The organism is Bradyrhizobium sp. AUGA SZCCT0182 (assembly GCF_018130185.1).
Taxonomy (GTDB): Bacteria; Pseudomonadota; Alphaproteobacteria; order Rhizobiales; family Xanthobacteraceae; genus Bradyrhizobium.
Map to the genome: position 1 here is coordinate 333,949 of NZ_JAFCLY010000001.1, position 26,777 is coordinate 360,725.

Consider the following 26,777-nt stretch of genomic DNA (forward strand, 5'->3'; position numbering starts at 1 on the left):
TACGAAAACAACGCCGAAGGCCGCCTGGCCGCCGGATCGTCTGGACCGATCAGATCAGGCCGACTTCCTGGAACTTCGCGGTGACGATGTCCTTGTCGAACGGCTTCATGATGTATTCGTTGGCGCCGGCGTGCAGTGCACGTGCGATGTGCGCGACGTCGTTTTCGGTGGTGCAGAACACCACCTTGGGCGCATCGCCGCCGGGCATGCGGCGCAGATTGCCGAGGAATTCATAGCCGTCCATCACGGGCATGTTCCAGTCGAGCAGGACCGCCTCGGGCATGGCGCGCTTGCAGGCGTCCAGCGCTTTCGCGCCGTCCTCGGCTTCGATGATCTGGAAATCAAGACCTTCCAGGATACGACGTGCGACCTTTCGAATGACACTGGAGTCATCGACGACGAGACATGTTCTCATTTTCGGCCTCTACTTCCATTCCCCAAAAGGGGACGTTTCCAAATGTTATGTACGCTTTCGCCTTGCTTCTGCTTCTTATGCCGCCAACAGATCCGGTACGATTTCGAGGACGCGATCGACATCGAGGACGACCATGAGCTGGCCATCGAGGCGGTGGACGCCGCCGGCGAGCTTGGCCATGCGGGGATCGAGATTGACGGGGTTTTCCTCACGGCTGTCGTCGGGCAGCCGGAGCACCTCGCCGATCTGGTCGATCAAGAGGCCGTAGGACTCGCCGCGCAGGTCGACGCCAACCGCCATCGGCGGCTTGCCGTCGTCGTTTTTGGGCAGCCCGAGCCGGGCGCGCATGTCGACGACCGTGACGATGCGGCCGCGCAGATTGAGCACGCCGGCGATCTCGGCCGAGGACAGGGGAACGCGGGTCAGCCGCTCCGGCATGAACACGTCCTGGACGCGGGAGATCGGCAGGCCGAACAATTGCCCGCCGATCACGGCGGTGACGTATTCGACCACGGTGCCCTCAATGGTATCGGTCTTGGTTGTCATCGTGTGCGATCCTTGATTCCTACGCCGCGCGCCTGGTTTCGCCGGCGGTCTGTTCCTTCAGCGCCGCGATCAGGCCGGGACGGTCGAACTTGGCGACGTAATCGTGGAAGCCGGCCTGCCGGCCGCGCTCGATCGCCGCCGGAGAGACCATCGAGGACAGCGCGATGATCGGCATTGCGCTTAAGTGCTGGTCAGCCCGGATCGTCTCGGCAAACTCGAACCCGTTCATGTCGGGCATCTCGATGTCGGTCAGCACCACGTCGAAGGTCTGGCCCGAACGCAGCGCGGTGAGGCCTTCCTGCGCATTGGGGGCGACCCGCACCCGGTAGCCGGCGGCTTTGAGCACCGGCGCCAGCATGTTGCGGAAGAAGGCTGAGTCGTCGACCAAGAGCACCGACTGCGCGGATACCGAGGGTCGCATCTCCTTGCGGGAGAACCAGTCGGCAAACGCCATCGGGAGGAAATGGCCGACGTCGATCACTTCGGTGGCCTGGCCCTTGATCACGGCCGAACCCAGAATGCCTTCACTGGAACCGGCGACCTCGATGTGCAGCCGTTCCTCGACGATGTCGATGATCTCGTCGACCACCAGCCCCATCGAGCGGCCGTCGTCGGCGAACACCAGGATCGGTTGGGCGCCCGAGGTCTGGACGTTGACCCCGGTCATCTGCACCAGCGGCATCAGCTGCTCGCGGTACTGCACCATGTAGCGGCCGTTGGAGAGTTCGATCTTGTCGGTGGCGATCTCTTCCAGCCGGGTGACGAGGCCGAGCGGCACCGCCTTGGGCTGGGTCGAGCCGGCGCGGAACACCAGCAGCGAGGTCAGCTGTTCGCCGGTGTTGGCATGGGCCGCCGCGTTCTCGTCCGCCATCCCCTGGGCGGAGGAGCCGGCGGCGCCGAGCGCCTTGGCAAAGCCGTTGGGGTCGATGATCATGATCACGGCGCCATCGCCCAGGATGGTGTTGCCGGAGAACATGTCGATGTGACGCAGCTTTGTGGACATCGGCTTGACCACGATCTCTTCGGTGTGGAACACGCCGTCGACCACGATGCCGAAGGTCTGGCTGCCGACTTGCGTGACGACGATGAAGCCGTTCTCGGGGTCGGAGGAGGAGCCGTCGTCGATCTTGAGGAGCTTCTTCAGGTGCATCAGCGGCAGCAGCTTGTTGCGCAGCCGCAGCACCGCGGTGTCCTTGATGCGCTCGATGCGGTGTTCGGAGTTGGCGCGGGCGCGGACCAGTTCGACAACAGACAATTGGGGTATCGCAAAGCGGTCGCCGCCGGCTTCCACGATCAGGGCCGAGACGATGGCGAGCGTCAGCGGGATCTTGATGGTGACGCTTGAGCCCTCGCCGGCCACCGACTTGATGTCGATGGTGCCGCCGATCTGGTCGATATTGGTGCGCACCACGTCCATGCCGACGCCGCGGCCGGAGACCGAGGTGACGGTGGCGGCGGTGGAGAAGCCCGGCGCGAAGATGAACTTGTGGATCTGGGCTTCGGTCATCTTCTCCAGTTCAGCCTCGGAGACGAGCCCGTTCTGCAGTGCCTTGGCCTTGATCCGCTCGGTGTTCAGCCCGCGGCCATTGTCGGCGATGCAGATGATGATGTGGCCGCCCTCGTGATAGGCGGACAGACGAATGGTGCCCTGCTCGGGCTTGCCGGAGGCGGCCCGCTCGGCCGGGGTCTCCAGGCCATGATCGGCGGAGTTGCGCACCATATGGGTGAGCGGGTCCTTGATCAGGTCGAGCACCTGGCGGTCGAGTTCGGTGTCGGCGCCGTGCATCTCGAGTTCAATCTGCTTGCCGAGTTCGCCGGAGAGATCGCGGACGATCCTTGGCAGCTTCTGCCAGGCATTGCCGATCGGCTGCATCCGCGTCTTCATGACGCCTTCCTGCAGTTCGGCGGTGACGTTGGAGAGGCGCTGCAGCGGCACCTTGAACTCGGTGTCCTCGTTGCGGCGGGAGATCTCCAAAAGCTGGTTGCGGGTCAGCACCAGCTCGGAGACCATGGTCATCAGGTGTTCCAGCGTGTCCACGTTGACGCGGATCGACTGGTTGGCGACCTTGTCGGCTTCCTGCACGTCGCCGACATCGGAGGCGGCGGCCGCCTTGCGGACCGGTTTTGCCTTTACTTCCTTTGCCGCCTGCGGCGCAGGGGCGGCTTCCGGCACCGCGGGAGCCGCGGCTTTGGCAGCAACTGCGGGCGCGGGTACGACTTCGATCGCGGTCTCGCGGAAGGCGCGTTCGAGATCGTCGAGCGAGACTTCGCCCGGACGCAGCGGCCGTTCCAGCACCTGATCCACCAGCGTGCCGTGAGCCACTTGAGCCTCTTTGGGAGCCTGGGGCTGAACCGGGGGTGAAGCGATCACGGGGGCGGGTTCGGCAACGGCTTCCGCCGGCGCATCGTGCGCCCCGCCTTCCGCCAACAGATGCAGCTTCTCGATCAGGTCCTCGTCGCTGCCTTCCGGCTCAGTCTCGGTGGCTTCAAGCCCTGCGAGGATTTCCTTGATGCGATCGATCGAGGACAGAATCAGCGTGACGGCGCCGGCGGTGACCGGCATGCCGTCGCGGAATTTGCCCATCAGGGTCTCGCCGGCATGGGCCAGCGCTTCCAGCCTCGGCAGGCCGAGGAAGCCGCAGGTGCCCTTGATCGTGTGTACCAGGCGAAAGATGTTATCCAGAATCTTCGCGTCGCTCGGATCCTGCTCGAACCGCACCAACTGATTGTCGACCGTATCCAGGCTCTCGTTGGTCTCTGTCAGGAATTCCCGCAAAAGATCATCCATCAGAGCGCGCCCTTCAACTATCGATGTAACGGTCGTCTGTTAGGCATAGCCTTTCTGATTTCACGACCACGTTAATTTCACTGTCCGTGTAAATACGGATAACCCAAATAAATTGTCGTAAAATGCTGCACAGATAGATTGCACCGGCAAAACGCCGCTGGCTGGCGCCTTGAAAATCCGCCGGCGGTTAGCCACGGAAATCCGGCTGATGATTTCATGGACGAGGAGCCGCTTGGCCGGCTTAGACCGGGAAAGCCGCGGCATTATCATTTCTGGTAAACAGACTCCTACCAATGCTGCAGCTGGTTCGATCACGTCAGCAATGTCGGCTTTGCGTCCAAGCTGCGCCCTCTCGATCAGTTCTGCGATGGTTCTCGGATATGAGGCGAACCAGCATCCCAGACGGGGTCCAATCGACCCGGCAATGGCAGCGTAGACATCATCGCGATCGCGACCTGAAATTGCCGCATCCGAAAGCGCTATCTGGATTCGGCGACGCCCGCATAGCGTGCCCGCGCTTCGGAGAGGCATTCGTCAATCACCGCCAGCAGCGCCGCCGGCGTGAACGGCTTGCGCAGGCAGCGCGCCGCGCCGAGTTCGAGCGCCATTCGCAGAAAATCCGGCGCCGGCGATTCAAGATTCGCAAACGCATATCCCGACATCGCGACCAGCGGAATCGCCGGCGCGCGCTCGTGGAATATCCGGATCGATTCGAAACCGCGCATATGCGGCATGAAGATATCGACGATCATCAGGTCGAAGCTGGCGTCTTCGAGAGCGCGAAGCCCGGCTTCGCCGCCATTGGCTATCGTCACTTCGAAGCCGTGACGCTCCAGATAGATTTCAATGGCCGTGCAGACCATTGAATCGTCATCGACAACCAGTACCCGTGTCATTTCAGCCCCCGAAGCAAGATATCTGCTTTCAATCGCTCCTCAGTCGCAATGGGTGCCCGCCACCCTTTTCTGGTTCGACGCAAAGTTGTTACGTCTTGCTGGCAGCTCAGCCCGTAGCGATCCTCTCTTTCGAAGTATCTGACGATGTCGTTGCGCCTTGCAGTTCCGACGGCGCGGTTGTGACCGCGGCAAGGGTTGCGGCGTGTCTTCGGTGCGGCTCGGCTTCCGACAGACGTTCGTCGATCACGCTGAGCAACGTCGCCGGCCGGAAGGGTTTGTGCAGGCACCTGGTCGCACCGTGGCTGAGAGCCATTTTTAGGCAAGCAACATTGTCCGTTTCCGGACCGGAGAACGCGTAACCGGAAATTGCGATCAACGGTACCGTAAGGGCGCGCTGGTGAAATATCCTGATCGACTCGAAACCGCGCATGTTCGGCATGAAAATATCGACGATCATCAGGTCGAACGTTGCGTCGTCGAGCGCCGCGAGGCCGTTGGGCCCGCCGTCCGCGATCGCGACCCTGAAACCGCAGTGCTTGAGCCAGGCGCGCATAGCAAGGCGGGTATGAAGGTCGTCATCGACAACCAGAATACGACGCATGACGGCCTCCTCCGCCGTATCGGACGCGCTGCAAGAAGACACAAAACGACAAGCCCGCCCGACAGGACACGCCTGGCCAGGCACCCCAACAGCGCATCAAGGCTTCTCCGCGAGCAGTTTTGCCTTGCGAATCAGCGCGCTATTCGCAATTCCGTCGCAAATTGGCGAGTCTGTCTGCCCTCCACAGTGTATAGGGTGGGTTCCACAACCTTTGGGTCATCGGGCCAGCGGAGTTCCATCCGTGCCTCGAGACCTTCGAACTGCCAAGGGGCCGTCCCGAGCAAGGCCGGCGCGCCTCTGCCGCAGGCCTACCTGCCTCACAGGGCTCCAAAGCTACCCGACGGGAGGTACGGAATCGTGAGCCGCGACGGCTTTGCCGCCGTCAGAGTGCGGCTATTTGCCGATATTTCCCGCCGGCGATTCATGGCAAGATGAACGGACATTTTTGACGGCGGATATTGCATATTTTTGGTGCCTGGCACCCTGAGACCGGCTTTGACCGTAAGGCAGGAGACTGCTTTGGATTCAGCCCCTCGTTCCCCGAATGGATTTTTGTCCTCGCTGACTGCGGACGATTTTGAACTGATCCGCCCGCATTTGCGCTCCGCCGACCTCACCCAGGACCTGGTGCTGGTGGAAGTCGACGAGACGCTCAAGCGCGCCTACCTGCCGCACCGAGGCGTGATCTCGCTCGTGGTCAAGCTCGCGCGAGGCGAGCACGTTCAGATCGCGATGGTCGGCCGCGACAGCATCTTCGGCGCATTCTCCGCCCTCGGCGATCCAACCGCGCTGAACAGCGCGCTGGTGCTGGTCCCCGGCGTGGCCTCGACGATCGACCTCGATCAGCTTCGGGCGGCTGCCGACCAGAGCGTGACGCTCCGCACTTTGCTGGCACGGCACGGATTGGCGGTCTACGCGCAAATCCAGCAGACTGCGGGCTGCAACGCCTCGCACACGGTAGAGTCCCGCCTGGCGCGCTGCCTGTTACATACCCGCGACCTGTCCGGCAGCGACAAGCTCGTACTGACCCAGGAAGCGATGGCACAGATGATCGGCGCGCGCCGCAACAGCGTTTCGCTGGTGGCCAACACACTGCAGCAGGCGAATTTCATCCATTACAGCCGCGGACATATCGAGATCACCAATCTGGACGGCCTGATCAGGACCTCCTGCGAGTGCTACGCGACGGTCAAGACCCAGTACGACCGCCTGCTGCATCCGCGCATCCATTGCGCGGCAGCGTGACCCCTCGGCCGCTGTCCATGGGCGGGCGGGTGCCCGAACCCATTGATAGTCGCCGGCCCGGCGATGCGCGTGAAGATTGCGCCCTGCGATCCGGCCCGCGGGAACTCACCGTATAATTACGGCCGGCTTGGCATTTGCCCGGGATTTATTCGGCCGGGAATTAACGCGCTGTTCAATGACCCCTGATACTTGTCACGGTGCTGACGGGTGCAGGTTCGGGAAAGAGCATCGAGACGATTTCGAATGCCACGCGAGTTCACCCGTGTTCGGCGGTTTGCTAGCTGCGCGGAGTAAAGACATGGCTTTTGATTTGTCGATGCCGATCCTGGTGGTCGATGACTACAGCACCATGATCCGCATCATCCGCAACCTCCTCAAGCAGCTCGGATTCGAGAACGTCGACGATGCCAGCGACGGCTCGGCGGCGCTCGCCAAGATGCAGGGCAAGCGATACGGCCTCGTGATCTCCGACTGGAACATGGAGCCCATGACGGGCTACGACCTGCTGAAGGAAGTCCGCGCGAGCCCGGAATTCTCAAACACGCCCTTCATCATGATAACAGCGGAATCGAAGACAGAGAACGTCATCGCCGCGAAGAAGGCCGGCGTCAGCAACTACATCGTCAAGCCGTTCAACGCGGCGACGCTGAAGACCAAGATGGAAGCCGTGTTCCCCAGCGCGGCCGAATAGCATCGTGCCCGGGCGCGCCGCACCAGGCTGAAGGCCGCCATCCATCGCCGCCCCGCCTTCTATCCTCGCGACCATCAGACGCAGAGCGGGATCGGCGAACGCCGAGGCGGCATCCGACCTGTTTCGCCGTGTCCGGACGGGACGGCCCCGCGCGCCGCACTCGCGGCTTGCCGTACTACTACGGTTTGCGATTTTCACAGACGGATAACGTTGAATCGCGATAGTCGCGTGGACCAAGGAGCCCCCTCATGTTCACGTTCGAAACGAGCGATCAGAAAGAAGTGCGGCGTTTTCGTATCGCCCAGTTCAACGGCAGAACCGCAACCTTCCGCTCGGCCGGCTCGGCCGTCACCGGCCACGTTCGATCGATCGTGGAAAGCAAGTCGAGTGTTCCGGCGGCCTGGGTGATCACCATCATCCCGGAAGAGCCAAAACCTGTTATCGCGACCCGGCCCGCGCCCCGTATGCGCTCTTTCGCGGAAGACTTCTGCTGAGCGGCAACCTGGCGCGATCTTCTCGGAAAGCGGGCTCCCGCTGTTCCGGATCACGCCCTGGTCCGGCCTCGTCGGCCCTGTCGCGTTACAATCGGCCTTTGTGAGCTTGCAGCATTGCGGCGCTTTCACTGCAGGCGCAGTGCGCTTCGCCTTCATTTTTGAGCAAATGAAATCAGGCTGGCTGCAACAACGCCTTGCGGACGAGATCCGCGGTGTTGCGGGCGCCGAGCTTGCGCATGGCCTCGGCGCGATGGCTCTCGAACGTCCTCGGGCTGATGTTCATCCGCAAGGCGCCTTGCTTGTTGGAGCAGCCTTCACTGATCAGGCTCAGCACCTCGCGCTCGCGCTTGGTCAGCGGCTTCTGACCGGACTCCGAGGCGAACATCACCCCCGGCGTGCGACCGCCATCCTTGGTGCGGCTGGCCTGGCTCTCCCGCCCCTGCTTGCGATCGGATTCGGAAGCAAAGGCGGGATGCTTGTCCGACATCTGCTTCACCACGACGCAGACGCGTTCGAGTTGTTGAACCGCGTTGTCCACGACCTGTTGCAGGTATACGCGATTGCCGGGCGCCTCGGAGAACTGGTGGCTGTGCTGCTTGATCTCGTTCATGTAGAGCAGCAGCGCCGTCAGCGGCCCGTTCAACTGGCGAGCGATCGACGCTTCCGCTTCTTCCGTTGCGCGAGCGCGCGCGACGGACAATTGGACGATTTCAAGATTGCTCTCGAGAGGCGTGACGGTTTCCATCCACTTCGGGAAGTGCGAATCACCGGCTCGATGGTCTTGCTGCGACATATAACTAATTTATCGATTCCATTGCCGCCGGTGGTTAATTTTTTAACCAGTAAGAATACGGGGAACCGGCAAGTGGACCGGAAACTGAACCAACGGGAAGGGTTTTGGCCTTCAATCGAGGAAGTAGGATGTCACCAGGTCAGGACTCCGTAGTTTTACGGCCCGTAGAAATGCGTTGGCCCCGCGCCTAATCCCTCATAATTCCGCCTTATGAGTATTTGCTTCTCTAATGCATTCAATTTGATTCGTTATGGTCCCCGTCCGCCGGACTATTTAAACCCAGGCAGCCACGCGGCAACGCAACAAGCCGCGTGTGACGGACCTCACCGGCAATTCATAGGCGCGGCTTCCATGAAATAATCGACCCGTTTCCGTTACGACGGATCGGACGTAGCCTCGACGCGGGTCAGTTGCGCGGGAGCCTCAGGAACTTTTCGAGGAAGCGTCCCGAGGCAACGAGCCTGAACCACCAATATGCTATCCGCCGCGTTGTCATGCGCCGTCGTTAACGCCCGTGCCGGCACCCGCGTGTGACTTGCTTCACAAAGAGCCGTAGAAACACTGTGATCGCAGGCGACCACGGCTTCACCGATTTGCGAGGTGCAGGTCCCGGCGGCCGCGCGATGACCGACGCGCGACATCAACAATAACGAAATCAAGAGAAGGCAGACGGCGATGCCGACATCGCCGCGCACGGCAAGGCGATGCGGGCGCGCGCCAACCGTCCAAACAAGCTTCCGTCCAAATGAAGAATGGCGGCGGATCAGCCAAGCCGGCTGATCTGCTCCTCGGTCACGACGCGCTCGACGTTTTCGGTCTTGCTCTTGATGCGGTAGCGCGGGCGGCCGTCGGCTTCGATCGGCAGGCAGGTGACGATGGTGTAGATGCTGCGTTCCTTGACGGTGGCGCGGCCCTGCGGCCCCTGCAGCTGGTGGTGCACGTCGTCATTGATTGCGTAATTGTGGGCCATCGCCTGTCTTCCCGTTGGAAAAAAGGCTTGTAGTCTCAACGGTCTCGCAAGGCAACCCGCCATTGGCGGGGAACCGGCGCGCCGGTACGCATAGCGCAGTCTCCGGGGCCCGTCAGGCAGCCAAAAGCGCCTTTCGCCGGGCTACCCGGGCGATCGAACCCCTAATGGCGGAACCCACCAGGGCCCCCTCGTGCAGGCCCTGTTCAATGGACTGGGCGATTCCGGCCATTTCCCGCTCCTGATCGAACAGATTGTTGCCGATGCAGAGCATGTCGATACCGGCCCTCAGCGATTGAAGGCTGGCCTGCCTGGTGCCCAACGCCTTCTGCAGACCCTGCATTTGCATGTCGTCGGTGATCAGGAGCGTATCGGGAAGCCGCTGGCGCAACCGGGCAAGGCCAGCGGCAGACAGGGTCATCGGATTGTCGCGGTCCCATTGCCTGACGATGGCGTGGCTGACCAGCACGGCATCGCCGAACATTTTCGGCGCCAGCGAATAGAACAGCTCTTCCTGCTCGGTGCGCAAACTGTCGGAAATGTCCATGAACTCCTGATGCGAGTCCACCACCGCGCCGCCGATGCCGGGGAAATGCTTCAGACAAAGCCCGATGCCCGTCTCGCGCGCGACCTCGCTCACCAGCAGCGCATTGGCCTCCACCTCGCCGATATCGGCGGACCAGGAACGCTTGATTTTGCCGATGTTCGGATTGTCGGGATTGTAATCGACGTCGATGACGGGCGCGAAGTCGTAGTGAATGCCGAGGCGGCGCATTTCGGCGAAACTGGCGGCGAGTACTTCCCGCTTCTCGCTCAAGGCGAGATGGTTGAATTCCTTCGCGCTCGGCAGCGGTTTGAACCCCTTGCTCTCCTTGAGCCGCCGCACCAGCCCGCCCTCCTGGTCGATGAACACCATCGGGCGCGACGGCAGGCAGGAAATCTCTTCACAGAGAGACTGCACCTGCTCCGGCGATTCAATGTTGTTGTCGTATTTCTGCGTTTGGCAGGAATAGTCGAACAGGATCACGCCGCCCAAGCCGTAGTTGGTTGCAAATTCCCGCAGCCATGCCGGGATGGTTTTGCCGAAGAAGCCGAGAATGAAGAGTTCGCCGACGGGCATGCTGGCTGTCCTGATCACCGTTTCAGCGTGCCGAAAAAAAGTTTCAATGGTCGACTGGGCTTGTCCCGGAATCCTGTACCATCCAAGGACACTTTCGGTCCAGCCTGCGAGCTGGCACTTCCATCATTGTTCACCTGGCCTCTGTTCGTGGTGCTGCGCGAAGGGGCCGCGCTCAACGACGCGATCGAAGGCGGACCATCGCCGGTTTGTCGAAGTTCTGCATTGCGCCGAAAGCGATCGTCCGCCGAAGATCGGCATCGCCCCTCACGACCGCGAACGATTCCACGTTCGGTGCAAGGGCAGTCCCGCTCACAGTAAGCGGTGGCAAATCGACAGGGAGAGCCTAGATAAGCTGCATGAAAAGCATAGGATTCCTTTCGTTCGGGCACTGGACGCCCTCTACGCAATCGCAGACCCGCTCGGCGGCGGACGCGCTGCTGCAATCGATCGATCTGGCCATCGCGGCTGAGGAATTGGGCGCCGACGGCGCCTATTTTCGCGTTCATCACTTCGCCCGCCAACTCGCCTCGCCTTTCCCGTTGCTGGCAGCGGTCGGCGCGAAAACCAGCCGCATCGAGATCGGCACGGCCGTTATCGACATGCGCTATGAGAACCCGCTCTACATGGCCGAAGACGCCGGCGCGGCCGATCTCATCTCGGGCGGGCGCCTGCAACTTGGTATTAGCCGAGGATCGCCCGAACAGGTCATCGATGGATGGCGGTATTTCGGCTATCAACCGGCCGAAGGCGAGACCGAAGCCGACATGGGCCGGCGTCATGCCAAGGTCTTTCTCGACGTGCTGCGCGGCCATGGCTTCGCGCAGCCCAATCCACGTCCGATGTTTCCAAATCCGCCGGGGTTGCTGCGTCTTGAACCGCATTCCCAAGGACTGCGTGATCGCATCTGGTGGGGAGCCGGCTCGAACGCCACGGCAATATGGGCAGCGAAGCTGGGCATGAACCTGCAGAGTTCGACGCTCAAGAACGACGAAACCGGCGAGGCTTTCCACATCCAGCAGGCTGCCCAGATCAGGGCCTATCGCTCGGCGTGGAAGGAGGCAGGCCATGCGCGCGAGCCACGGGTGTCCGTCAGCCGCAGCATCATCGCCATCATGGGTGATCGTGATCGCGCTTACTTCGGCCGCGGTGGAGACGAGGATGACCAGATCGGCTTCATCTCTCCGGAGACCCAGGCGATCTTCGGCCGCAGCTATGCTGCCGAGCCGGACGTCCTGATCGAGCAGCTGAGGAAGGACGAGGCGATCAATGAGGCCGACACGTTACTGTTGACCGTCCCGAACCAGCTCGGCGTTGCCTACAATGCCCATGTCATTGAATCGATTCTGACGCACGTGGCTCCCGCTCTCGGGTGGCGCTAAGGGCTGTTGGGATGTTTCCACGGCTGGCATCCGCTTCGCGCCAGGATCGAGCGACCTCCAGAAGAAGCGGTACCCCAAAAGAGGCAACCAGGTTCCATCCGCTCCGCGATATGTGATACGCAAAAACCGCCGAGCGTTGTGTTACAATTCCATTTCCTGGCGTATCCCACTCGAAAGGAGGCCGAGTTGAGCGTTGCCTTCACCAAGGAAGACAGTGCCGAAACCGCATCGGAGACGCTGCTCCCCGATCGCCCGATTTCGCCTCATCCGAACCTGGTTACGGAAGCGGGATTGAAGGCGCTGGAATTTCAGCTGCAACAGGCTCGCGAAGCGTACGAGACGGCGCAGAAGATCGAAGACGTGAATGAGCGGCGGCGGCAAGCGGCGACCCCCTTGCGCGATGCGCGCTACTTTGCGGCGAGAGTTCGGACGGCTCAGCTAATCACCCCTCCTGCGTCCACTGATACCGTTGCTTTCGGGAGTACGGTGACCTTCAGGCGCGAGGATGGGCGCGTGCAGAAGTATCATATCGTGGGAGAGGACGAAGCGGACCCGAAGGCCGGCTCCATTTCCTTCGTGTCCCCGGTGGCAAGGTCCCTGATGGGTAAAGCTGTCGGCGATGTCGTCGGCGTATCCGGTCACGAGCTCGAGATCATTGCGATCTCTTGAACCCCACCGCACAAGACGCAGCCGATGCGTGGAGCGCAGCGTCTTGTGAGCTTATGGTCGACCGCGACGGCGAGGCTGCGCAGGACGTCCCGCGTTGCGCGAGAGCGCTCGACGCAGCAGGTCCGCAGGCCGGCGGAATTCGACCACTTCACGGCAAGTTGACGGGCGCTTCCCGATAAGCGCCGGAATCGTGCCGGCAAAAAGGTCCATCGGCGGCAACGAGACGATGGCTCAGTATGGTGACAAGTTCCATGCGCTGGTGGCGATATCGTCGATCGACAGGCCTGATCATTTTCCCCGTTCTGCTGCTCGCGCTGGCGGGCGGGTCGGTCGCGGATATCGGCATGGACGCCAAGATTCAGCACGTCGTCACGGCCTATCTGGCGCCGGAGACCGTGGGGAAGCCGGGCGGTCTCGCTGTGGCCGTCTACGCTGCGGGTCACACCGAGTTTTTCAACTACGGAGTCGCCGACGAATCGACAAGGCAGCCGATCACTTCAGACACGTTGTTCAACGTAGCGTCAGTGCGCAAACCGTTTGAAGCAATCCTGGTCGCGCTGGGTACGCTTCGCGGCGAACTCCGTCTCGATGACCCCGTGAGCAGGTATGTCCCCGAGCTGCGCGGCGACTACATCAAGAGCGTGACGATCGGTGAACTGGCAACGCATACGTCCGGACTCCTGCTGCCGACCGACCACCCGCCATGGCCAAACGATTCGTTTACGCTGCCGCAGTTCTTCGAGGCGCTCAACGCATGGACGCCGCAATCGGGCGAGCAGCCGGGCAAGCAGCGCATCTACACGCATGCGGGGTATGTGCTGCTGCAGCTCGCGCTCGAACGTCGCTACGGTCGACCGATCGGTGATCTTATCGAGGCGCGCATCCTGAAACCGCTCGGCATGAACCAGACATTCCTCCCCGAGCGCGGGCCAGACCATCGCGCCATCATGGCTCCGGAGCTGATGAAACGTGTCGTGCAGGGCTACTCTGATACGGGCATGGCGATTGGTCCACGCGGAGATCAGCAGAGTTACTACGATTTTCCGGGGACTGGTCAGATGTTCACCTCGGCGCGCGACCTGGCCACCTTTCTGGCTGCCTTTATCGATGGCCATGCGATCGATCCGCAGTTGCGGCAAGCGTTGCAGATGACGCAGCGCGAGGCATTTCACGTGACCGAGAAGTTCGGACAGGCGATGGCCTGGGAAAACATCCACTTGAACGACGAGGTCGTCGTCGACAAGCCGGGCGGACTTAACAACGCCTCGGCCTATGTCGGCCTGGTGCCGGCACACAAGACCGGCATCGTCCTGCTCGCCAACCGCGGCGAGTTTCCGCATGAGATCGCCCGCTACCACGTGCTGCCGGAGCTGGCGCGAGAATGAGAAGAACAGCGACGATTCGCCAGTGGTGATCATAAGTCACCGGGCCTGGCGCGCGTCCGGCAGCACTTCAATTCTGCAATAGAAGTCATATCGATTTTTGACCTTCTTTTCGAAACGGCGGCGTACTATCCCTCAACGGGGTTCGTTCGAGCCCGATAAAAAAGGGGGGAGCTTCTCCATGGCGGATCCGCAGAAACAAGAGCCGGCCCGAAACGAGCCGGTCGCACTGCCGACCTGGCCCGACGAAGTGTACCGCGTCCTCAAGGACGCTGACGTGCGCCAGGTCGGAATGGTGCCGGATGCAGGCCACAGCCGCCTCATCCGCGCATTCGAGGCGGATCCTCAAGCCCGCGTCATCACCCTGACCACTGAAGAGGAAGGGATCGCCATGCTGGCAGGTGCCTGGCTCGGCGGAGAACGGGGCGTCCTGCTGCTGCAATCGAGCGGCGTCGGCAATTGCATCAACATGCTGTCGCTGCCGATGATCTGCCGCATGCCGCTCTTGATGCTGGTGACGATGCGCGGCGAATGGGGGGAGTTCAACCCGTGGCAGGTCCCGATGGGCCAGGGCACCAGGGCCGTGCTCGAAGCCATGGGCGTGATCGTGACCCGCGCCGATGAGCCGCTTCTGGTCGCCTCGACCGTTTCCGGCGCGGCCAACCTTGCCTTCAACACCTGGCGGCCTGCCGCCGTCCTGATCGGACAGCGCGTGCTCGGTGCCAAGAATTTCAAGGAGCTTGCCCGCAAATGAACGTTCCCAACGAACTGCTGCATCGCCGCGACGTCGTCAATGAATTGCTGCGCGACCGGAGCGATCTCCTGGTCGTTGCCGGGCTCGGCGCGCCCAACTGGGATATCTCGGCTGCGGGCGACAGCCCGAACAACTTCCCGCTCTGGGGCGCGATGGGCGCGGCCGCCATGATGGGCTTTGGTCTCGCTATCGCGCAGCCCAAGCGCCGCGTGCTCGTCATCACCGGCGACGGCGAAATGCTGATGAGCCTCGGCGCGCTTGCCACGATCGCCGTGCAAAACCCGGCGAATCTCACTATCGCCGTGCTCGACAACGAGCGCTTCGGTGAGACCGGAATGCAGAAGACGCATACGGCAGGCGGTGTCGACCTCGCCGGGATAGCTGCGGCCGCCGGCTTCAGGACATCGCGGATCGTCAGGACCATGGCTGAGGTAACCGAGATCCGCGAGCTGGCGCACCATGGAAACGGGCCCGTGTTCGCGCAGGTCAAGATCAATCCGGAAGCGCTTTACTTCGTGCTGCCGCCCGCCGACGGCGGCATCCTCACCACCCGCTTCAGGCAATCCGTCCTCGGTGAAAGCTCGCTCTATAATTGACGCAAACATTCGACAATAGCCAAGCCCACACCCATCGGGACCATCGAACCAAGGAGAAGGAACACCATGAGCGAGAACGCACAATTCGAAAAAGGCCTTGAGGTCCGGCGCGCCGTGTAGGGCGCCGAGTATGTCGACGGAAGCCTTGCCAAGGCTGACGACTTCATGATGGCGCTTTCAGCGCATCACCACGGAATGGTGTTGGGGTTACGCGTGGACGCGGGACGGTCTGAACCGCAAGACGCGAAGCATGCTCAGAGGCGGCGGCCTTGTCGAGATCGATCAGGCGTGGATCGGAGGTCGGGACCTGAACGCCCTTGTACCCTAGTCCTGCCGCCCAGCCGCAGATGGCATCGAAGCTGTCAAACGGCTGATCATCGCCGATGAACTGCGCCGGAAAAATTGCGGACCCCTTCATGGTGGCCGGCCGGATGGTCGTCGCTGACATGTCATCTTCTCCGGTTCAGACGGCTGCGCCACGCAGATAGGACGCCGCGTCATTGTCCGACATGCCGGCCGTTCAATACGCGAGACGATCTTGATGGTCCGGGATGGCCTTGCCGAAGAGGCCGAGAATGAAGAGTTCGCCGGCGGCGCATAGCTGGCAGTCCTGCATACTTTTCAATGAACGCATCGCAACGGACGCAGATTTACGATCCCGCAGCGCGATGCGCTCAAGGTTTGTACGTAACGTCGCACCTCTCGAAAAAGAGAGGGCGCAGGGAATGCCGGATGCGCGCTGCACCCGCGGTCTCGTGTGCGAATAGTGCAAAGAAAGCTGCACACGAGCATACAGGGCAGCGGAGAACATCCGACATTCCCTGCGCAGTGGCTTTACGGCTTATAACGCGCTCTCCCCGGTGAGGCGGCCTCTATTGCCACCGTCACCCCTCGGAAGCGTTAGCCTCTTCAGAGCTTGACGCCGTTACGGGCGCCAGGACCACACGCTTTCGCCGTACGCATCAGCAGCGACCGTCAATCGCAACGTCAACGTCCACCGCATCCCCGCCCCTCGTCATGACGACGGCCGACGCCCCTCTGAGTGGGACGGGATGGGCGAGAATGTGCCGGTGATTTGGGTCGAAGGAAAGGGAAATATTTTTGATTTTCGGAAATATCGGACTTGACATGATTTCCGAATATCAGAACTGATTTGCCCGTCGGGCTACTATGTCGCACCCAGCCGTCATTGCGAGCCACCGGGTCGCGCGAATGCGCGCCCGATGACAGGTTCCGCGAAGTAATTCACGCCTCGGTCTGGCGCAATATGGATTGCTTCCTCGCAATGACGGGGAGAGGACGGCGTCTAAATCAAGCGGTCATTCCGGGATGGTCCGAAGGACCAGACCTCTGGTGCGCGATGCACCGGGGAATCTCGAGATTCCGGGTTCGCGCTGCGCGCGCCCCGGAATGACGCTTTACCCACGCGCAAAAAATCCGGGCGCGTCGTGCTGCGATATGTTAGAGGCTTGGCACAACCGAAGGGGATATTTTGATGGCTTCATCGCCGGACCTTGCGACGCTCAAGCTCGACGACTTCGCATCCCATCTCGATGCTGACTTCGAGTTGCAGACGACCGGCGGCGTGTTGCCGCTGAAGCTGGTGAAGGCCGATCCGACTGGCGCGGGCGGAAGGGAAGGCGCGGCGTTCTCGCTGCTGTTCACAGCTCCTGCCGGCACGTCGCTGTCGCAGGCGATCTACCCGGTGACGCATCCTGCGCTCGGGGTGATGGAAATATTTCTGGTGCCGATCGGTCCGCTGCAAGGCGGCAGCGGTTATCAGGCGATATTTGCTTAGACACGATTCACCGTCATGGCCGGGCTTGACCCGGCCATCCACGTCTTACTTTTTTGCCGCAAAGACGTGGATGCCCGGCACAAGGCCGGGCATGACGAGCTTCAGAGACATGGGAAAAAATGGTGGGTTACGCTTCGCTAACCCACCCTACGCAGTACGCACCACCGCAGTCTCCGCCCGCCACCGCATCAAGTCGTAGACGCCCTTGTCCTCCTCGGTGACAAAGCCGAGACGCCGGTAAAGCCGCATCGCCGGATTGAACTTCTCGACATGGATCGACACGTCCTTGCCGGCGGCGGCGGCCTCGTCCAGCAGGTCGCGCAGCAGGGCTTCGCCAAGCCCTTTGCCGCGATGTTCGGGGAGGAACGCAATGTCGATGATGCAATGCTGGCTCGGCCAGCGTTCGATGTAGAGACGGCCGATGTCTTCTCCGGCTCGCATCGCCACCAGCCGGTCGGCTTCGGGATGCTGACTCTGGTAATGCGTGTGCTGCGCACGGAACTGCATGTCGAGGAACGCCGCCTTTTCGTCCTCGCTCCACGGAAAAGCCGCGAGTTCGCTGGTGCGGGTCGAGGCATACAGCCGGGCGAGGAACGCCAGATCGGTGTCGGCGATGCGGCGAAAACCGAGACCTGCGCCGGCTGCGCGCAACCAGCCGAACGAAACTGGCGAGATGTCGGCGGCCCGCAGGTTCATCCGCGCGGCGGGAAAACGCCCTGCAAGGCGATGATGTAGGTCAGCGTCAGATACGGCTGCATGTTGTTATGAGGATGCGAGCTGCCGGTAAGAGCCAGTGTCTGCGCATTCATCTGGACGAGATTGGCGATGTTGGACTGATAGATGGTGCCCGCCTTGGATCGCGAGAGGAATTCGGTAGGTGTGGGCTCCTTGAGCGTGGCGTTCTCGGTCGAGCCCTGGATAAAATGGTTGTGGAGCGGCAAGTTCCCCTGCAACAGGGTTACGGTCTGGACGCCGCCGGGTTCGCCTAGATAGCGATCGCTCAGTCCGGTCCCTTGTCCCTGGCTGATGGCGCCTGAGCCCATCAGGTTGGGGAGCGCAAAGGTCGATTTGCCGTCGCCGCCGTAATAGGTCCCGAGTATCGAAAACAAGGCCGTGTTCTGCGAGATCGGCAGGAGCTGGCCGTTGCATAACGCCCATCCTGTCGGCGCAAAGTCGCCGCCGAATATCCTGATCTCCGCAAGGAACGGGTCTGACATGGATGGCCTCTAGCTTTGCGTCGGAAACACGCCGTACAGCGAAATGATGTAGCTGACGGTCAGGAAGGGCATCATGTTGTCGTGTGGATGGTTGGAGCCGGTGCCTTGGACGGCGGTGGCGACCAACTGCGGGCCCGCCACATCGATCACGAAGGGGCTGATGGTTGGCGAGGTCGCCAGCACATTGCCGCTGGGGCTTGGGTTCGTCGCGATCGCGGTCGAGGCCATGAACGCATGATTGTGGATCGGAATCTGTTGGGTCGTGAGCGTCACCGTTTCGACGCCGCCAGTTTGGCCGATGGTGTAGGATTGCACGATACCGGGTCCCTGTCCCTGATGGAGCGGGAGGCGGCCCCGCAAATCGGGCAGGGCGAAAGTAGACTGGCCGTCTCCGCCATAGGTCGTGCCGATCAGGGTGAAGAGCGCGTCGTTCTCCGAGATCGCAATCAGCGATCCGTCGCAGAACGCCCAGCCGGCTGGTGCAAAGTTGCCGCCGAACATTCGAATTTCGCCGATATAGGGATTGCTCATGGGAAATCTCTAGTTTCGCGACGGGTAGATGCCCGCCAGGGAAATGATGAAATTGACCACGAGAAATGGCTGGCGGTTCTCGTGAGCCTGGCCACCGCCAACGTTCGATACGGTCGTGGGATGCAATGTCGTTGGAGAGGTGAGGCCCCCGTAGGGGATGCCGACCTCACGTGCGAGGATGTTGCCCTGCACCGTGTTGACGTTGCCCTGCGTGTCGGATGCGAGCAGTCCATGATTATGTGCGGCCATTTCACCGGTAATCAGCGTGTGAAACTCCTCGCCGGTTTTCTGGCCGATGGTAAAGCCCGGGGCTTGATGAAGCCCGGTTCGTCCGCGCAGATCGGGGAGCGCGAAGGTGGTCCGCCCATCGCCGCCATAGAATGTCTGGAGTATCGAAAACAAGGCCTGATTCTGATTGATCGGCAGAAGCTGCCCGTTGCAGAACGCCCAGTTCTTCGGCGCAAAATTCCAGGAAATAAGCTTGATTTCACCCAGATAAGGTTGACCCACGCTCTCTCCCCTTGCTTCCAGTCAATCTACCTTAGGTATTAACCGATCTCATCTTCGCCGTCGAGATGAATCTGCAGCGACGCGCGCGGGAGGGGCGCGGCCATTTATCCGTATGGACAGCGCCGCATCAGCGAGAACCGGAGCACGCCATTGCGGCGTCAGCGGGCAAACGCAGTTTGCTGGTTCTAGACCAGCAAACCGACGTGGATTTGGGTGAGATGAACGCCCGAATGACTGTCGATCAGCACGTTCAGGGCATCGCCCGAATGCGCGCCGTCGATTTGCGCGACGCTCACCCAGTGCGGCGCGGCGGGCGGGCCAAAGGGGTTCGTCGCGTTCACCTGCAGTGTCGCGAACTGGCCGCTGCCATCCTCGACCGCGCGCACGATCATCCCGTCGCTGAAACCGGTCGCGTGGAATTGCGAGGTCAGCGCGGAGAAGTCGAACCGGTCGCCCTCGGCGTAGCTGTAATCCACGACATGCGTGACCGGCGGCGCCGTCGCCGCATGGACGTCGACATTGGCGAACACGAAATTGTCCGCGCCGCCGCCGCCGAACAGGAAGCCGCCACCGGTACCGGCGTCGATGGTGTCGTTGCCGGGATTTGCGGCAGCTCCCGTAGACGCGGTGGGTGTCACAGGTCCGAGCGAGATCGTCGGCGTCAAGGTCGTGGTCGGGGCCAGCGCGACGTCGATCGTGTCGGGCAACCTGCGTTCGCCGGTATCGAGAACGACATTCATGAGGCCGGCGATGTCCGAATGCTCCAGGCCGATCACGTGACCGAGTTCGTGCTCGATCACCGTCAGCAGATCGATACGACCGGCGGCGCTCCCGCTGGTTGCCGTCAGCTGGTTCGGCGCAGTCGCGGTATCGAATTCGCTGTTATTGGCCGGCGTCGGATCGACGAACCAACCCCAGCCTGCGCCGTTGCTGTCGATCGTGATTCCATGCTCGTCGCTGTTGGCTAGGAAGCCGGAATTGGGCAGGTCCGCGATGCGGATCTGGGCATTCTGCATTTGCGCGATCTGCGCGGCTGACGCGCCGGCAGCGGCCCAATGGGCAATCGCCACCGCGAGCAGCGGCGCCAGCGCGTCCATCGTGAGGACGTCCGAACTGCCCGGCCCCTGGCCGTTCAGCGCCATCTGCGGCGTCGCCGGCGGCGACGGCGGGGCGGGCTGGCTGAAGAACACGTTGGTGTCGACCCGCATCGTGTTGCCGGGTGCGCCGCTTGCGGTCAGGCCGTTGGCCGCAGCCAGCGCCGCGGCGCTGGCCTGGGTGACGTTGACGTGATCGGACCCTCCGGGTGCGCCGCCGACGCGCGCGGTGGTGTTGGCGCCGCTTGCGTTGGCGTTGGAGAACGTGTTGCCGCTGATATTCGCGTTGATGACGCTGAGGCCGGCGTTATTGAAATTATTCACGAAGAGGCCACGGTCATCGATGATGTCGCGGATGGTGTTGCCGGTCAGGGTGAGATTGAAGGTGCTCGCCGAGTTCTGGGCACCGACGCCGACCTGGGCGACGATGCCCTCGAACCCCAGGCCGCCGCCGCCGACGCTCTGAATGATGTTGTTGGTGACGCTCAGCGTCATGGTGCCGCTGGCGGCCTCGTCGTGGAGGTCGAGGCCGTTGCCGATCTGCGCGCCGGAACCTGCCACGCCCTGGGTGCCGATCGTGGTGTTTTGCAGGAAGCCGGTGACGGTGCCGGTGCCAAAATGGTTGACGGCAATGCCGACCGCGCGGTTATTCGTGACCGTGTTGTTGTTGACGTCGAAATTGAGGTTGCCGGCGAGCGCGCTGCTGAGGGTGATGCCGGAATTGTTGGTATTGAAGGTGTTGAGGCCGCCGGCTGTGCCGTCGCCGATGTGGACGTTGAGCGTGCCGTCGTTGGACGAGCCCTGGAAGCCGGTCGCGGTGAAGGTCGACGGCGTCGACAGATTGCCGCTGAACGTATTGTGCGTGGCGTGAACCGTCGCGGTTGGCGTTCCCGCGACGCCGCCGGAGGCGAGGTTGACCACGAACTGACTGCCGGCGAACGTCGAGGCGCCGTTGTTGGAGAAGGTGCTATCGGTCACCACCAGATCCGCGAGCGTGCCGCCGGTGTTCTCGATAAAGACGTTGTGGACATAGGAATTGGTGACGTTGAGGTCGTCGAAGGTGGTCACGTGGCTGGCGTTGCCGGTCAGTTCGAACAGATAGATATTGCCTTCGCCATTGCCCGCGGTGGAGTCGCCGCTGCCGGAAATGTTGAGGTTGCTCAACACCAGGCCGTTGATTGTGTTGCCGTTGATGCCGTTGCCGTCGGCGCCGGTGATGTTCATGTTGCGCAGGGTGACGTCCTGCGTATTGGTCAGGCTGATGGCGTGGCCGGTAGTGTTCTGGATGGTGCCGCCGGTGCCGTCCGTCGTGCCGGTGCCGGTGACGACCAGATGTCCGCTGGTGCCGGTGGTGTTGAGTACGATGCCGTTGACCGCGCCGTTGGACGAGATGTCCTGGAAGGTGACGTTGCTTGCGCCGATCGTGGTGCTGGTGATGTTGAGCGCGGTGCCGGTGCTGCTGGCGAGGTGGTTGGTGCCGGTCACGTTGACCGTGCCGCCGCCGGTCGCCACGAAGGCGTTCGAGGCGCCGGTATCCAGCGTCATGCCGCCGGTGAAATTGATGGTGCCGCCGGTATTGCTGGTGAGCGAGATGCCGCCACCGGCATCGTTGCTGTCGGTGACGGCGCCGGAGAAGGCAATCGTACCGCCGGTGTGGCTGGCGACCGAAGCTGACAGGCCGGTGCCATTGCCGATCGCACCGCCATAACTGATGTTGCCGGTGCCGCCGTTGATGTCGAATTCCGCAGTGGTGTGGCCGGACAGCGTGCCAGTGGTGCCGGTGAAGGTACCGGTCAGCGCACCGCCGAGCTGAACGCCATAGGCGCCGCCGGATGAACTCAACGTGTCGATGGTGACGTTGAGCGCGCCGCCCTGGTCGATGTCGACCGCCTGGCCGGCGCCCGAAATCTGCATCTGGTCGATGGTCAGGCTGCCGACCGCGTTGCCGCCGCCGCCCTGGCCGTCGTCGAGGCCGGTGGTGCCCGCTGCGGTCGTGATGTTGATGCCGTGGATGGTGTTGTTCTGGGCGAGGTCGATGCCCTGGTCGCCGGCACTGGTGACATTGATGGTCGGCCGCGCGCCGCTGGCGGTTTCGATGACGATGGCCGGGCCGCCGAACGGATCGGTGAGCGAGAGCGGCTGGTCGTCGCCGAGCAGGGTCTGCCCGTCCTTCAGGTTGATGCCGGGGCCGGTATAGGTGCCGGCCTTGACGTAGATGTAGTCGTTGACGCCAGGTCCGCTGGACCCGTTGAATTCGGTGACGTCGGTGAATGGATTGGTCTGTGAACCGCGCGGCGCGGCCCCGTCGATGGCGCTTTGGTCGCCGTTGATGAACCAGACCTGCGGCGTGACGCCGACCTGGATGATGTCGGTGTCGGTGATGGCGCCGGGGATGCCGGTGTGGCCATGGTCGTTGGTGGCAATCGTCAGCGTCGTCAGCGATGAACCGGTGGCGCCGTCCGCCGCGGTGTAGACCACGCTGCCCGCGAGTGAAGCGTTGATCTCTGCGATCGAGCCGGTCAGCGTCACCGTACCGGTGCCGTTGCCGCCGATGGCCGCGCCGCCGCCGACGGCACCGATCGTCACCGCGCCGCCGCCGGCCGATGTCAGCGTCGTCGTGATGTCGGTGGCAACGCCGGCCTCATTGGCGTCGATATCAGATACCGACAGACCGGTGATGGTATGGGTGGATCCGGACATCACCGTGAAGGGACCCGGCACGCCGGTATTGACCGGCGCGTCATTGACCGCCGTTACGTTGATGGTCTCGACCGCCGCGGTCGCGTCGGTGAGGCCATGGCTGTCAGTCGCAGCCGCGTTGAACGTCACCGCGCCGTTGAAATTTGCGGCCGGGACGAAATACAACGTCGCGGCGTTGCCTGAGGCCGCCACGTCGGCGCCCTCGGTCACGACCGTGGTCAGGCCGGCGTCGCTGTAGAGCGTGCCCTGCGCGCCGCCCGGCAAACCGCTGATGTGGAACGACGCAACGGAGTCGCCGGAGTCCACGTCGGTGCCGGTGATCGTGATCGGAATATAGGCCGGCCCGGCCGGGTCTTCGTTGCCGGTCGCGATGATGGCGTTGGTATTGGGCGCCTCGTTGACGTCCTGGACGTGAACGGTGACGGCCTGATCGGTGTGCAGGTTCGGCGCGCCGTTGTCGGTGACGCGAACGATGACATCATAGTTGTTGTCAGTGCCGATGTCGGTCGGGACCTCGAAGTTCGGTGCGGATTGGAAGGTGAGTACACCGGTGCCGGGGTCGATCGAGAACTTGCCCGCGTCGACGCCGCCGGCGAGCGAGTAGGTCAGTGTCTGCGCCGGACTGTCCTGATCTGACGAGGTGACCGTGGTGACTGCGGTCTGGTTCTCGTTGACGTTGATCGAAGCGCTCGAGGTGATGACCGGTGCGTCATTGACGTCGGTGACGGTGACGGTGATGGTCTGGTCGTCGGACGAGAGGCCGTCAAAGGCGCGGACGGTGACAACATAAGTGTTGTTGCCGCTGGTCGCGGTATCGGTCGGATTCTCGAAATCGGGCGCGGTGATGAAAGTGACAACGCCGGTGTTCGCATCGATCGCGAACTTGCCGCCGTCGTCACCGGGGACGATCGAATAGGTGACCGGCGAGGGGCCGGCATCCGGGTCGGTGGCGTGGACGGTGGTTACAGCCGTGGTGTTCTCCGCGATCGATTTGGCGAAGACGGCGCCGCCGCCGTCGGAGTCGATGGCCGGCGCCAGGTTGGTGACGACATTGACCGTGAATGTCTGCTGGCTGTGCAGCGTGCCGTCGCTGGAATCGACGGTGATGTCATAGCTGGGATCGGCGAGGAGGATCTTGCTCGGATCGGCGACGGTGACGACGCCGGTCGCGGCATTGACCGTGAAGCCGCCGCCCGACGTATCGCCGATCAGCGTGTAAGTCACGCCCGGGCCGTTGACGTCGGTGGAAGACGCGGTGACGCCGACCGTGGCGCCGGCTGCAGAACCGACGACGACCTGGTTGGCCGCGCCGTTGCTGTCGACAGGCGTCGAGGGCGCGATGTCCGATACGGCGATGACGAAGGCTTGCGAAGAGGCCAGCGTGCCGTCGCTGGCCTGCACTGTGACGGTATAGCTGGCGCCCGAGGTTTCGAAATCGATCCTGGTGAAATCGGCGACGGTGACGACACCGGTCGCCGCATTGACGGTGAAGCCGCCGAGGGAGGTATCGCCGGTCAACGTGTAAGTCACGCCCGGGCCGTTGACGTCGGTCGAAGACGCGGTGACGCCGACGGTCGAGCCGTTGGCGGCACCCTCGGCGACGGTGTTGGCTGCGGCATCGCCGTCGACGGGCGTCGAAGGCGCCGCGTCGGTGACGGCGATGGTGTAGGACTGCTGGCTGAATAATCCGCCGCTGTCGGTGGCCCGCGCCACGATCGTATAGCTGTTGCCCGGCGCGCTCTCGAAGTCGATGGCGCTGGAGTTGGCGACGGTGACGACGCCGGTGGCGGCATCGATGGTGAAACGGCCGCCGGCGCTGTCGGCGAGGCTATAAACTACGCCGGGTCCATTGATATCTGTCGAGGAAGCGGTGATGCCGACGGTTGAACCATTGGCAGCGCCTTCGATCACCGAGTTGGCGCCGGCATTGGTGTCGACCGGGATCGATGGTGCGATATTGGTCACGCCGATGGTGAAGGTCTGCGAACTGGTGAGGGTGCCGTCGCTGGCTTGCGCGGTGACGGTGTAGCTGCCGCCGGACGTTTCAAAATCGATCCTGCTCGAATCGGCGACGGTGACGATGCCGGTCGCGGCGTCGATGGTGAAGCCGCCGCCGGACGTATCGCCGGTCAGCGAATAGGTCACGGCTCCGCCATTGATGTCGCTCGAGGCGGCGGTGATGCCGACGACGGTGCCGTTCGCGACACCCTCCAGCACCGTGTTGGCCGCTGCATCGCTGTCGGTCGGCGTTGCCGGTGCGACATCCGTCACGCCGATCATGAAGGTTTGCGCCATATTCAGTGCGCCGTTAGACGCCTGCACGACGACGAAATAGGCGTGACCGGCCGCAGTCTCGAAATCGATCTTGGTGCCGTCGGCGACGGTGACGATTCCGGTCGTGGCGTCGATGGTGAAGCCGCCGAGGGACGTGTCGCCGATCAGCGAATAGGTCGTCGCCGGGCCGTTCGGGTCAACAGCGAACGCGGTGAGGCCGACGGTCGAACCGTTGGCGGCGCCCTCCGCGACGCTGTTGGCGGCGCCATTGCCGTCGACCGGCGTCGCCAGCGCAATGTCTGACACGTTGATGGTGAAGTTCTGCGAACTCGACAGCGTGCCGTCACTGGCGACCGCGGTGATATTGAGGGTATGGCCGGGAGCGGTGCTTTCGAAATCGATCTTGCTGGGATCGGCGACCGACACCACGCCTGTGGCGGTATCGATCTTGAAGGCGCCGTTGGCGCTGTTGCTCAGGCTGTAGGTGACGCCCGGGCCGTTGATGTCGGTAGAGGAGGCGGTGATGCCGACCAGCGTGTTGGCGGCGGCGCCTTCCGCCACGGTGTTGGCGCCGGCATTGCTGTCGACCGGGGTCGAGGGCGCGATGTCTGACACGTTGATGGTGAAGCTCTGCGACGAGGTGGAGAAACCGTCGAACGAATTCACCGTGATGGTGTAGGCGTGGCCCGCCGCGGTCTCGAAGTTGATCTTGGCGGGGTTGGCGACCGTCACCACGCCGGTGGCCGCGTCGATCTTGAAGCCGCCGCCGGAACTGTCCGACGCCAGCGTGTAGGTAATGGTCTGACCTTCGGCGTCCGTCGAGCGGGCGGTCACGCCGACCAGCGTATTGACGGCGGCGCCTTCGACGACATTGTTGGCCGCGGCGTTGACGTCGGTCGCGGTCGATGGCGGCGTGTTGGCTGTCGGCGGCGGTGGTCCGGGGCCAACGATGACCGTGCCGGGGCCACCGGGAGGCGTGCCGGGGCCGGGCGGCGGCGGATTCACGCCGGGAGGTGTGCCGCCGGTCGCGGGCGGCGGCATCGAACCGGGGGGCAAATCGTTCGCCATTATTCGTACTCCCAACGCAAGTTTCTTGTCCGCGTCACGCAGCCAATCGCGCGGCTAGCGCGATGCGTGAACACGTCGAATGTTTTGATGGATGGTGTGCGCGATGTTGCAGCAGCCCGGTCCGCCCGATGAACGGAGGACTGCAAACGCAATTCGGGGAGACCTGTTACCAGCGACAGAAATCTCGCTCGTCACTCCGAAATGCCTCACTCACTTACGCCGCAACGAAAAGGGGGTAATCAATGTTCA

At 62.6% G+C, this 26,777-nt stretch carries 23 protein-coding genes and 2 pseudogenes; 10 read left to right on the forward strand and 15 right to left on the reverse strand.

From position 1 onward, the window contains the following. Window positions 1–49: 49 nt before the first annotated feature. From JQ611_RS01575 to JQ611_RS01595, 5 genes are all read right to left on the reverse strand, one after another. Window positions 50–415 (reverse strand): PleD family two-component system response regulator, encoded by a 366-nt coding sequence (locus JQ611_RS01575; RefSeq protein ID WP_192739881.1) that lies wholly within the window; start codon window positions 413–415, stop codon window positions 50–52. Between the two features lie 75 nt (window positions 416–490). After that, window positions 491–961 (reverse strand): chemotaxis protein CheW, encoded by a 471-nt coding sequence (locus JQ611_RS01580; protein ID WP_212416608.1) that lies wholly within the window; start codon window positions 959–961, stop codon window positions 491–493. A gap of 19 nt (window positions 962–980) precedes the next feature. Continuing rightward, window positions 981–3,749, reverse strand: coding sequence for a hybrid sensor histidine kinase/response regulator (locus tag JQ611_RS01585; protein ID WP_212464327.1), 2,769 nt, complete (start codon window positions 3,747–3,749; stop codon window positions 981–983). 479 nt (window positions 3,750–4,228) lie between these two features. After that, a complete protein-coding gene (locus tag JQ611_RS01590) occupies window positions 4,229–4,645 on the reverse strand; it encodes a response regulator (protein ID WP_212265982.1) in 417 nt (138 codons plus the stop codon). A 106-nt stretch (window positions 4,646–4,751) separates the two neighbouring features. Further along, window positions 4,752–5,246: a response regulator gene (locus JQ611_RS01595; protein WP_212464328.1), complete on the reverse strand. Its 495-nt coding sequence runs from the start codon at window positions 5,244–5,246 to the stop codon at window positions 4,752–4,754. Between the two features lie 519 nt (window positions 5,247–5,765). On the opposite strand from JQ611_RS01595, the gene JQ611_RS01600 reads away from it, so the two are divergent. The 3 genes from JQ611_RS01600 to JQ611_RS01610 all read left to right on the forward strand — a co-directional run bounded on the left by JQ611_RS01600 (window position 5,766) and on the right by JQ611_RS01610 (window position 7,676). Next, window positions 5,766–6,491: a Crp/Fnr family transcriptional regulator gene (locus tag JQ611_RS01600; protein ID WP_212265980.1), complete on the forward strand. Its 726-nt coding sequence runs from the start codon at window positions 5,766–5,768 to the stop codon at window positions 6,489–6,491. A gap of 298 nt (window positions 6,492–6,789) precedes the next feature. Further along, on the forward strand, window positions 6,790–7,182 hold the full coding sequence (locus JQ611_RS01605) for a response regulator (protein ID WP_192740568.1): 393 nt from the start codon (window positions 6,790–6,792) through the stop codon (window positions 7,180–7,182). A gap of 248 nt (window positions 7,183–7,430) precedes the next feature. Beyond that, window positions 7,431–7,676, forward strand: a complete 246-nt coding sequence (locus tag JQ611_RS01610; RefSeq protein WP_212265979.1) for a hypothetical protein — start codon at window positions 7,431–7,433, stop codon at window positions 7,674–7,676. A 172-nt stretch (window positions 7,677–7,848) separates the two neighbouring features. On the opposite strand, the gene JQ611_RS01615 is transcribed toward JQ611_RS01610, so the two are convergent. From JQ611_RS01615 to JQ611_RS01625, 3 genes are all read right to left on the reverse strand, one after another. Next, window positions 7,849–8,469, reverse strand: coding sequence for a helix-turn-helix transcriptional regulator (locus JQ611_RS01615; protein ID WP_212265978.1), 621 nt, complete (start codon window positions 8,467–8,469; stop codon window positions 7,849–7,851). A gap of 763 nt (window positions 8,470–9,232) precedes the next feature. Next, complete coding sequence (locus JQ611_RS01620; RefSeq protein WP_192740564.1) at window positions 9,233–9,439, reverse strand: hypothetical protein; 207 nt, start codon at window positions 9,437–9,439, stop codon at window positions 9,233–9,235. A gap of 112 nt (window positions 9,440–9,551) precedes the next feature. Then, on the reverse strand, window positions 9,552–10,556 hold the full coding sequence (locus JQ611_RS01625; protein ID WP_212265977.1) for a glycoside hydrolase family 3 N-terminal domain-containing protein: 1,005 nt from the start codon (window positions 10,554–10,556) through the stop codon (window positions 9,552–9,554). Between the two features lie 356 nt (window positions 10,557–10,912). Between JQ611_RS01625 and JQ611_RS01630 the strand changes: the two genes are divergently transcribed. The 6 genes and pseudogenes from JQ611_RS01630 to JQ611_RS41525 form a co-directional block, all read left to right on the forward strand. Further along, window positions 10,913–11,935 (forward strand): LLM class flavin-dependent oxidoreductase, encoded by a 1,023-nt coding sequence (locus JQ611_RS01630; protein ID WP_212464329.1) that lies wholly within the window; start codon window positions 10,913–10,915, stop codon window positions 11,933–11,935. 186 nt (window positions 11,936–12,121) lie between these two features. Continuing rightward, entirely contained in the window at window positions 12,122–12,604 is a 483-nt protein-coding gene (greA, locus tag JQ611_RS01635) for a transcription elongation factor GreA (RefSeq protein WP_212464330.1), read from the forward strand. 344 nt (window positions 12,605–12,948) lie between these two features. Further along, window positions 12,949–13,989, forward strand: a complete 1,041-nt coding sequence (locus JQ611_RS01640) for a serine hydrolase (RefSeq protein ID WP_212464406.1) — start codon at window positions 12,949–12,951, stop codon at window positions 13,987–13,989. Window positions 13,990–14,167: 178 nt separating this feature from the next. After that, entirely contained in the window at window positions 14,168–14,740 is a 573-nt protein-coding gene (locus JQ611_RS01645; protein WP_212464331.1) for a thiamine pyrophosphate-binding protein, read from the forward strand. Next, complete coding sequence (locus JQ611_RS01650; protein ID WP_212389372.1) at window positions 14,737–15,336, forward strand: thiamine pyrophosphate-dependent enzyme; 600 nt, start codon at window positions 14,737–14,739, stop codon at window positions 15,334–15,336. Before JQ611_RS01645 ends, JQ611_RS01650 begins: the two co-directional genes overlap by 4 nt. Before the next feature lie 66 nt (window positions 15,337–15,402). Further along, window positions 15,403–15,592: pseudogene (locus JQ611_RS41525) on the forward strand (gamma carboxymuconolactone decarboxylase); the annotation flags it as partial. On the opposite strand, the pseudogene JQ611_RS01655 reads toward JQ611_RS41525, so the two are convergent. Continuing rightward, window positions 15,590–15,784, reverse strand: a pseudogene (locus tag JQ611_RS01655) (hypothetical protein); the annotation flags it as partial. The pseudogenes JQ611_RS41525 and JQ611_RS01655 overlap by 3 nt on opposite strands. Window positions 15,785–15,856: 72 nt before the next feature. After that, window positions 15,857–16,147 carry a hypothetical protein gene (locus JQ611_RS01660; RefSeq protein WP_212265971.1) on the reverse strand — a complete coding sequence of 97 codons (291 nt, stop codon included), beginning with the start codon at window positions 16,145–16,147 and terminating at the stop codon, window positions 15,857–15,859. A gap of 684 nt (window positions 16,148–16,831) precedes the next feature. Between JQ611_RS01660 and JQ611_RS01665 the strand changes: the two genes are divergently transcribed. Further along, a complete protein-coding gene (locus tag JQ611_RS01665) occupies window positions 16,832–17,134 on the forward strand; it encodes a DUF6916 family protein (protein ID WP_249132833.1) in 303 nt (100 codons plus the stop codon). A gap of 147 nt (window positions 17,135–17,281) precedes the next feature. Here JQ611_RS01665 and JQ611_RS01670 read toward each other — a convergent pair whose 3' ends face one another. The 5 genes from JQ611_RS01670 to JQ611_RS01690 form a co-directional block, all read right to left on the reverse strand. Further along, window positions 17,282–17,830, reverse strand: coding sequence for a GNAT family N-acetyltransferase (locus JQ611_RS01670; RefSeq protein WP_212464333.1), 549 nt, complete (start codon window positions 17,828–17,830; stop codon window positions 17,282–17,284). Beyond that, window positions 17,827–18,351, reverse strand: a complete 525-nt coding sequence (locus tag JQ611_RS01675) for a phage tail protein (protein ID WP_212464334.1) — start codon at window positions 18,349–18,351, stop codon at window positions 17,827–17,829. Before JQ611_RS01675 ends, JQ611_RS01670 begins: the two co-directional genes overlap by 4 nt. 9 nt (window positions 18,352–18,360) lie before the next feature. Next, a complete protein-coding gene (locus JQ611_RS01680; protein ID WP_212464335.1) occupies window positions 18,361–18,882 on the reverse strand; it encodes a phage tail protein in 522 nt (173 codons plus the stop codon). A gap of 9 nt (window positions 18,883–18,891) precedes the next feature. Then, the gene (locus JQ611_RS01685) at window positions 18,892–19,392 is read right to left on the reverse strand and encodes a tail fiber protein (RefSeq protein WP_212464336.1); all 501 of its coding nucleotides are present in this window, start codon (window positions 19,390–19,392) and stop codon (window positions 18,892–18,894) included. 185 nt (window positions 19,393–19,577) lie between these two features. After that, window positions 19,578–26,528, reverse strand: a complete 6,951-nt coding sequence (locus JQ611_RS01690) for a cadherin repeat domain-containing protein (RefSeq protein ID WP_212464337.1) — start codon at window positions 26,526–26,528, stop codon at window positions 19,578–19,580. Window positions 26,529–26,777 lie beyond the last annotated feature (249 nt).

Bases quoted from the DNA above. Each gene is read 5' to 3' on its own strand.
- JQ611_RS01575 (WP_192739881.1), bottom strand. From the start codon at position 415: ATGAGAACATGTCTCGTCGTCGATGACTCCAGTGTCATTCGAAAGGTC.
- JQ611_RS01690 (WP_212464337.1), bottom strand. From the start codon at position 26,528: ATGGCGAACGATTTGCCCCCCGGTTCGATGCCGCCGCCCGCGACCGGC.
- JQ611_RS01650 (WP_212389372.1), top strand. From the start codon at position 14,737: ATGAACGTTCCCAACGAACTGCTGCATCGCCGCGACGTCGTCAATGAA.
- JQ611_RS01590 (WP_212265982.1), bottom strand. From the start codon at position 4,645: ATGACACGGGTACTGGTTGTCGATGACGATTCAATGGTCTGCACGGCC.
- JQ611_RS01585 (WP_212464327.1), bottom strand. From the start codon at position 3,749: ATGGATGATCTTTTGCGGGAATTCCTGACAGAGACCAACGAGAGCCTG.
- JQ611_RS01615 (WP_212265978.1), bottom strand. From the start codon at position 8,469: ATGTCGCAGCAAGACCATCGAGCCGGTGATTCGCACTTCCCGAAGTGG.
- JQ611_RS01640 (WP_212464406.1), top strand. From the start codon at position 12,949: ATGGACGCCAAGATTCAGCACGTCGTCACGGCCTATCTGGCGCCGGAG.
- JQ611_RS01645 (WP_212464331.1), top strand. From the start codon at position 14,168: ATGGCGGATCCGCAGAAACAAGAGCCGGCCCGAAACGAGCCGGTCGCA.
- JQ611_RS01605 (WP_192740568.1), top strand. From the start codon at position 6,790: ATGGCTTTTGATTTGTCGATGCCGATCCTGGTGGTCGATGACTACAGC.
- JQ611_RS01665 (WP_249132833.1), top strand. From the start codon at position 16,832: ATGGCTTCATCGCCGGACCTTGCGACGCTCAAGCTCGACGACTTCGCA.
- JQ611_RS01580 (WP_212416608.1), bottom strand. From the start codon at position 961: ATGACAACCAAGACCGATACCATTGAGGGCACCGTGGTCGAATACGTC.
- JQ611_RS01595 (WP_212464328.1), bottom strand. From the start codon at position 5,246: ATGCGTCGTATTCTGGTTGTCGATGACGACCTTCATACCCGCCTTGCT.
- JQ611_RS01625 (WP_212265977.1), bottom strand. From the start codon at position 10,556: ATGCCCGTCGGCGAACTCTTCATTCTCGGCTTCTTCGGCAAAACCATC.
- JQ611_RS01680 (WP_212464335.1), bottom strand. From the start codon at position 18,882: ATGAGCAATCCCTATATCGGCGAAATTCGAATGTTCGGCGGCAACTTT.
- JQ611_RS01670 (WP_212464333.1), bottom strand. From the start codon at position 17,830: ATGAACCTGCGGGCCGCCGACATCTCGCCAGTTTCGTTCGGCTGGTTG.
- JQ611_RS01660 (WP_212265971.1), bottom strand. From the start codon at position 16,147: ATGTTCTCCGCTGCCCTGTATGCTCGTGTGCAGCTTTCTTTGCACTAT.
- JQ611_RS01675 (WP_212464334.1), bottom strand. From the start codon at position 18,351: ATGTCAGACCCGTTCCTTGCGGAGATCAGGATATTCGGCGGCGACTTT.
- JQ611_RS01620 (WP_192740564.1), bottom strand. From the start codon at position 9,439: ATGGCCCACAATTACGCAATCAATGACGACGTGCACCACCAGCTGCAG.
- JQ611_RS01610 (WP_212265979.1), top strand. From the start codon at position 7,431: ATGTTCACGTTCGAAACGAGCGATCAGAAAGAAGTGCGGCGTTTTCGT.
- JQ611_RS01630 (WP_212464329.1), top strand. From the start codon at position 10,913: ATGAAAAGCATAGGATTCCTTTCGTTCGGGCACTGGACGCCCTCTACG.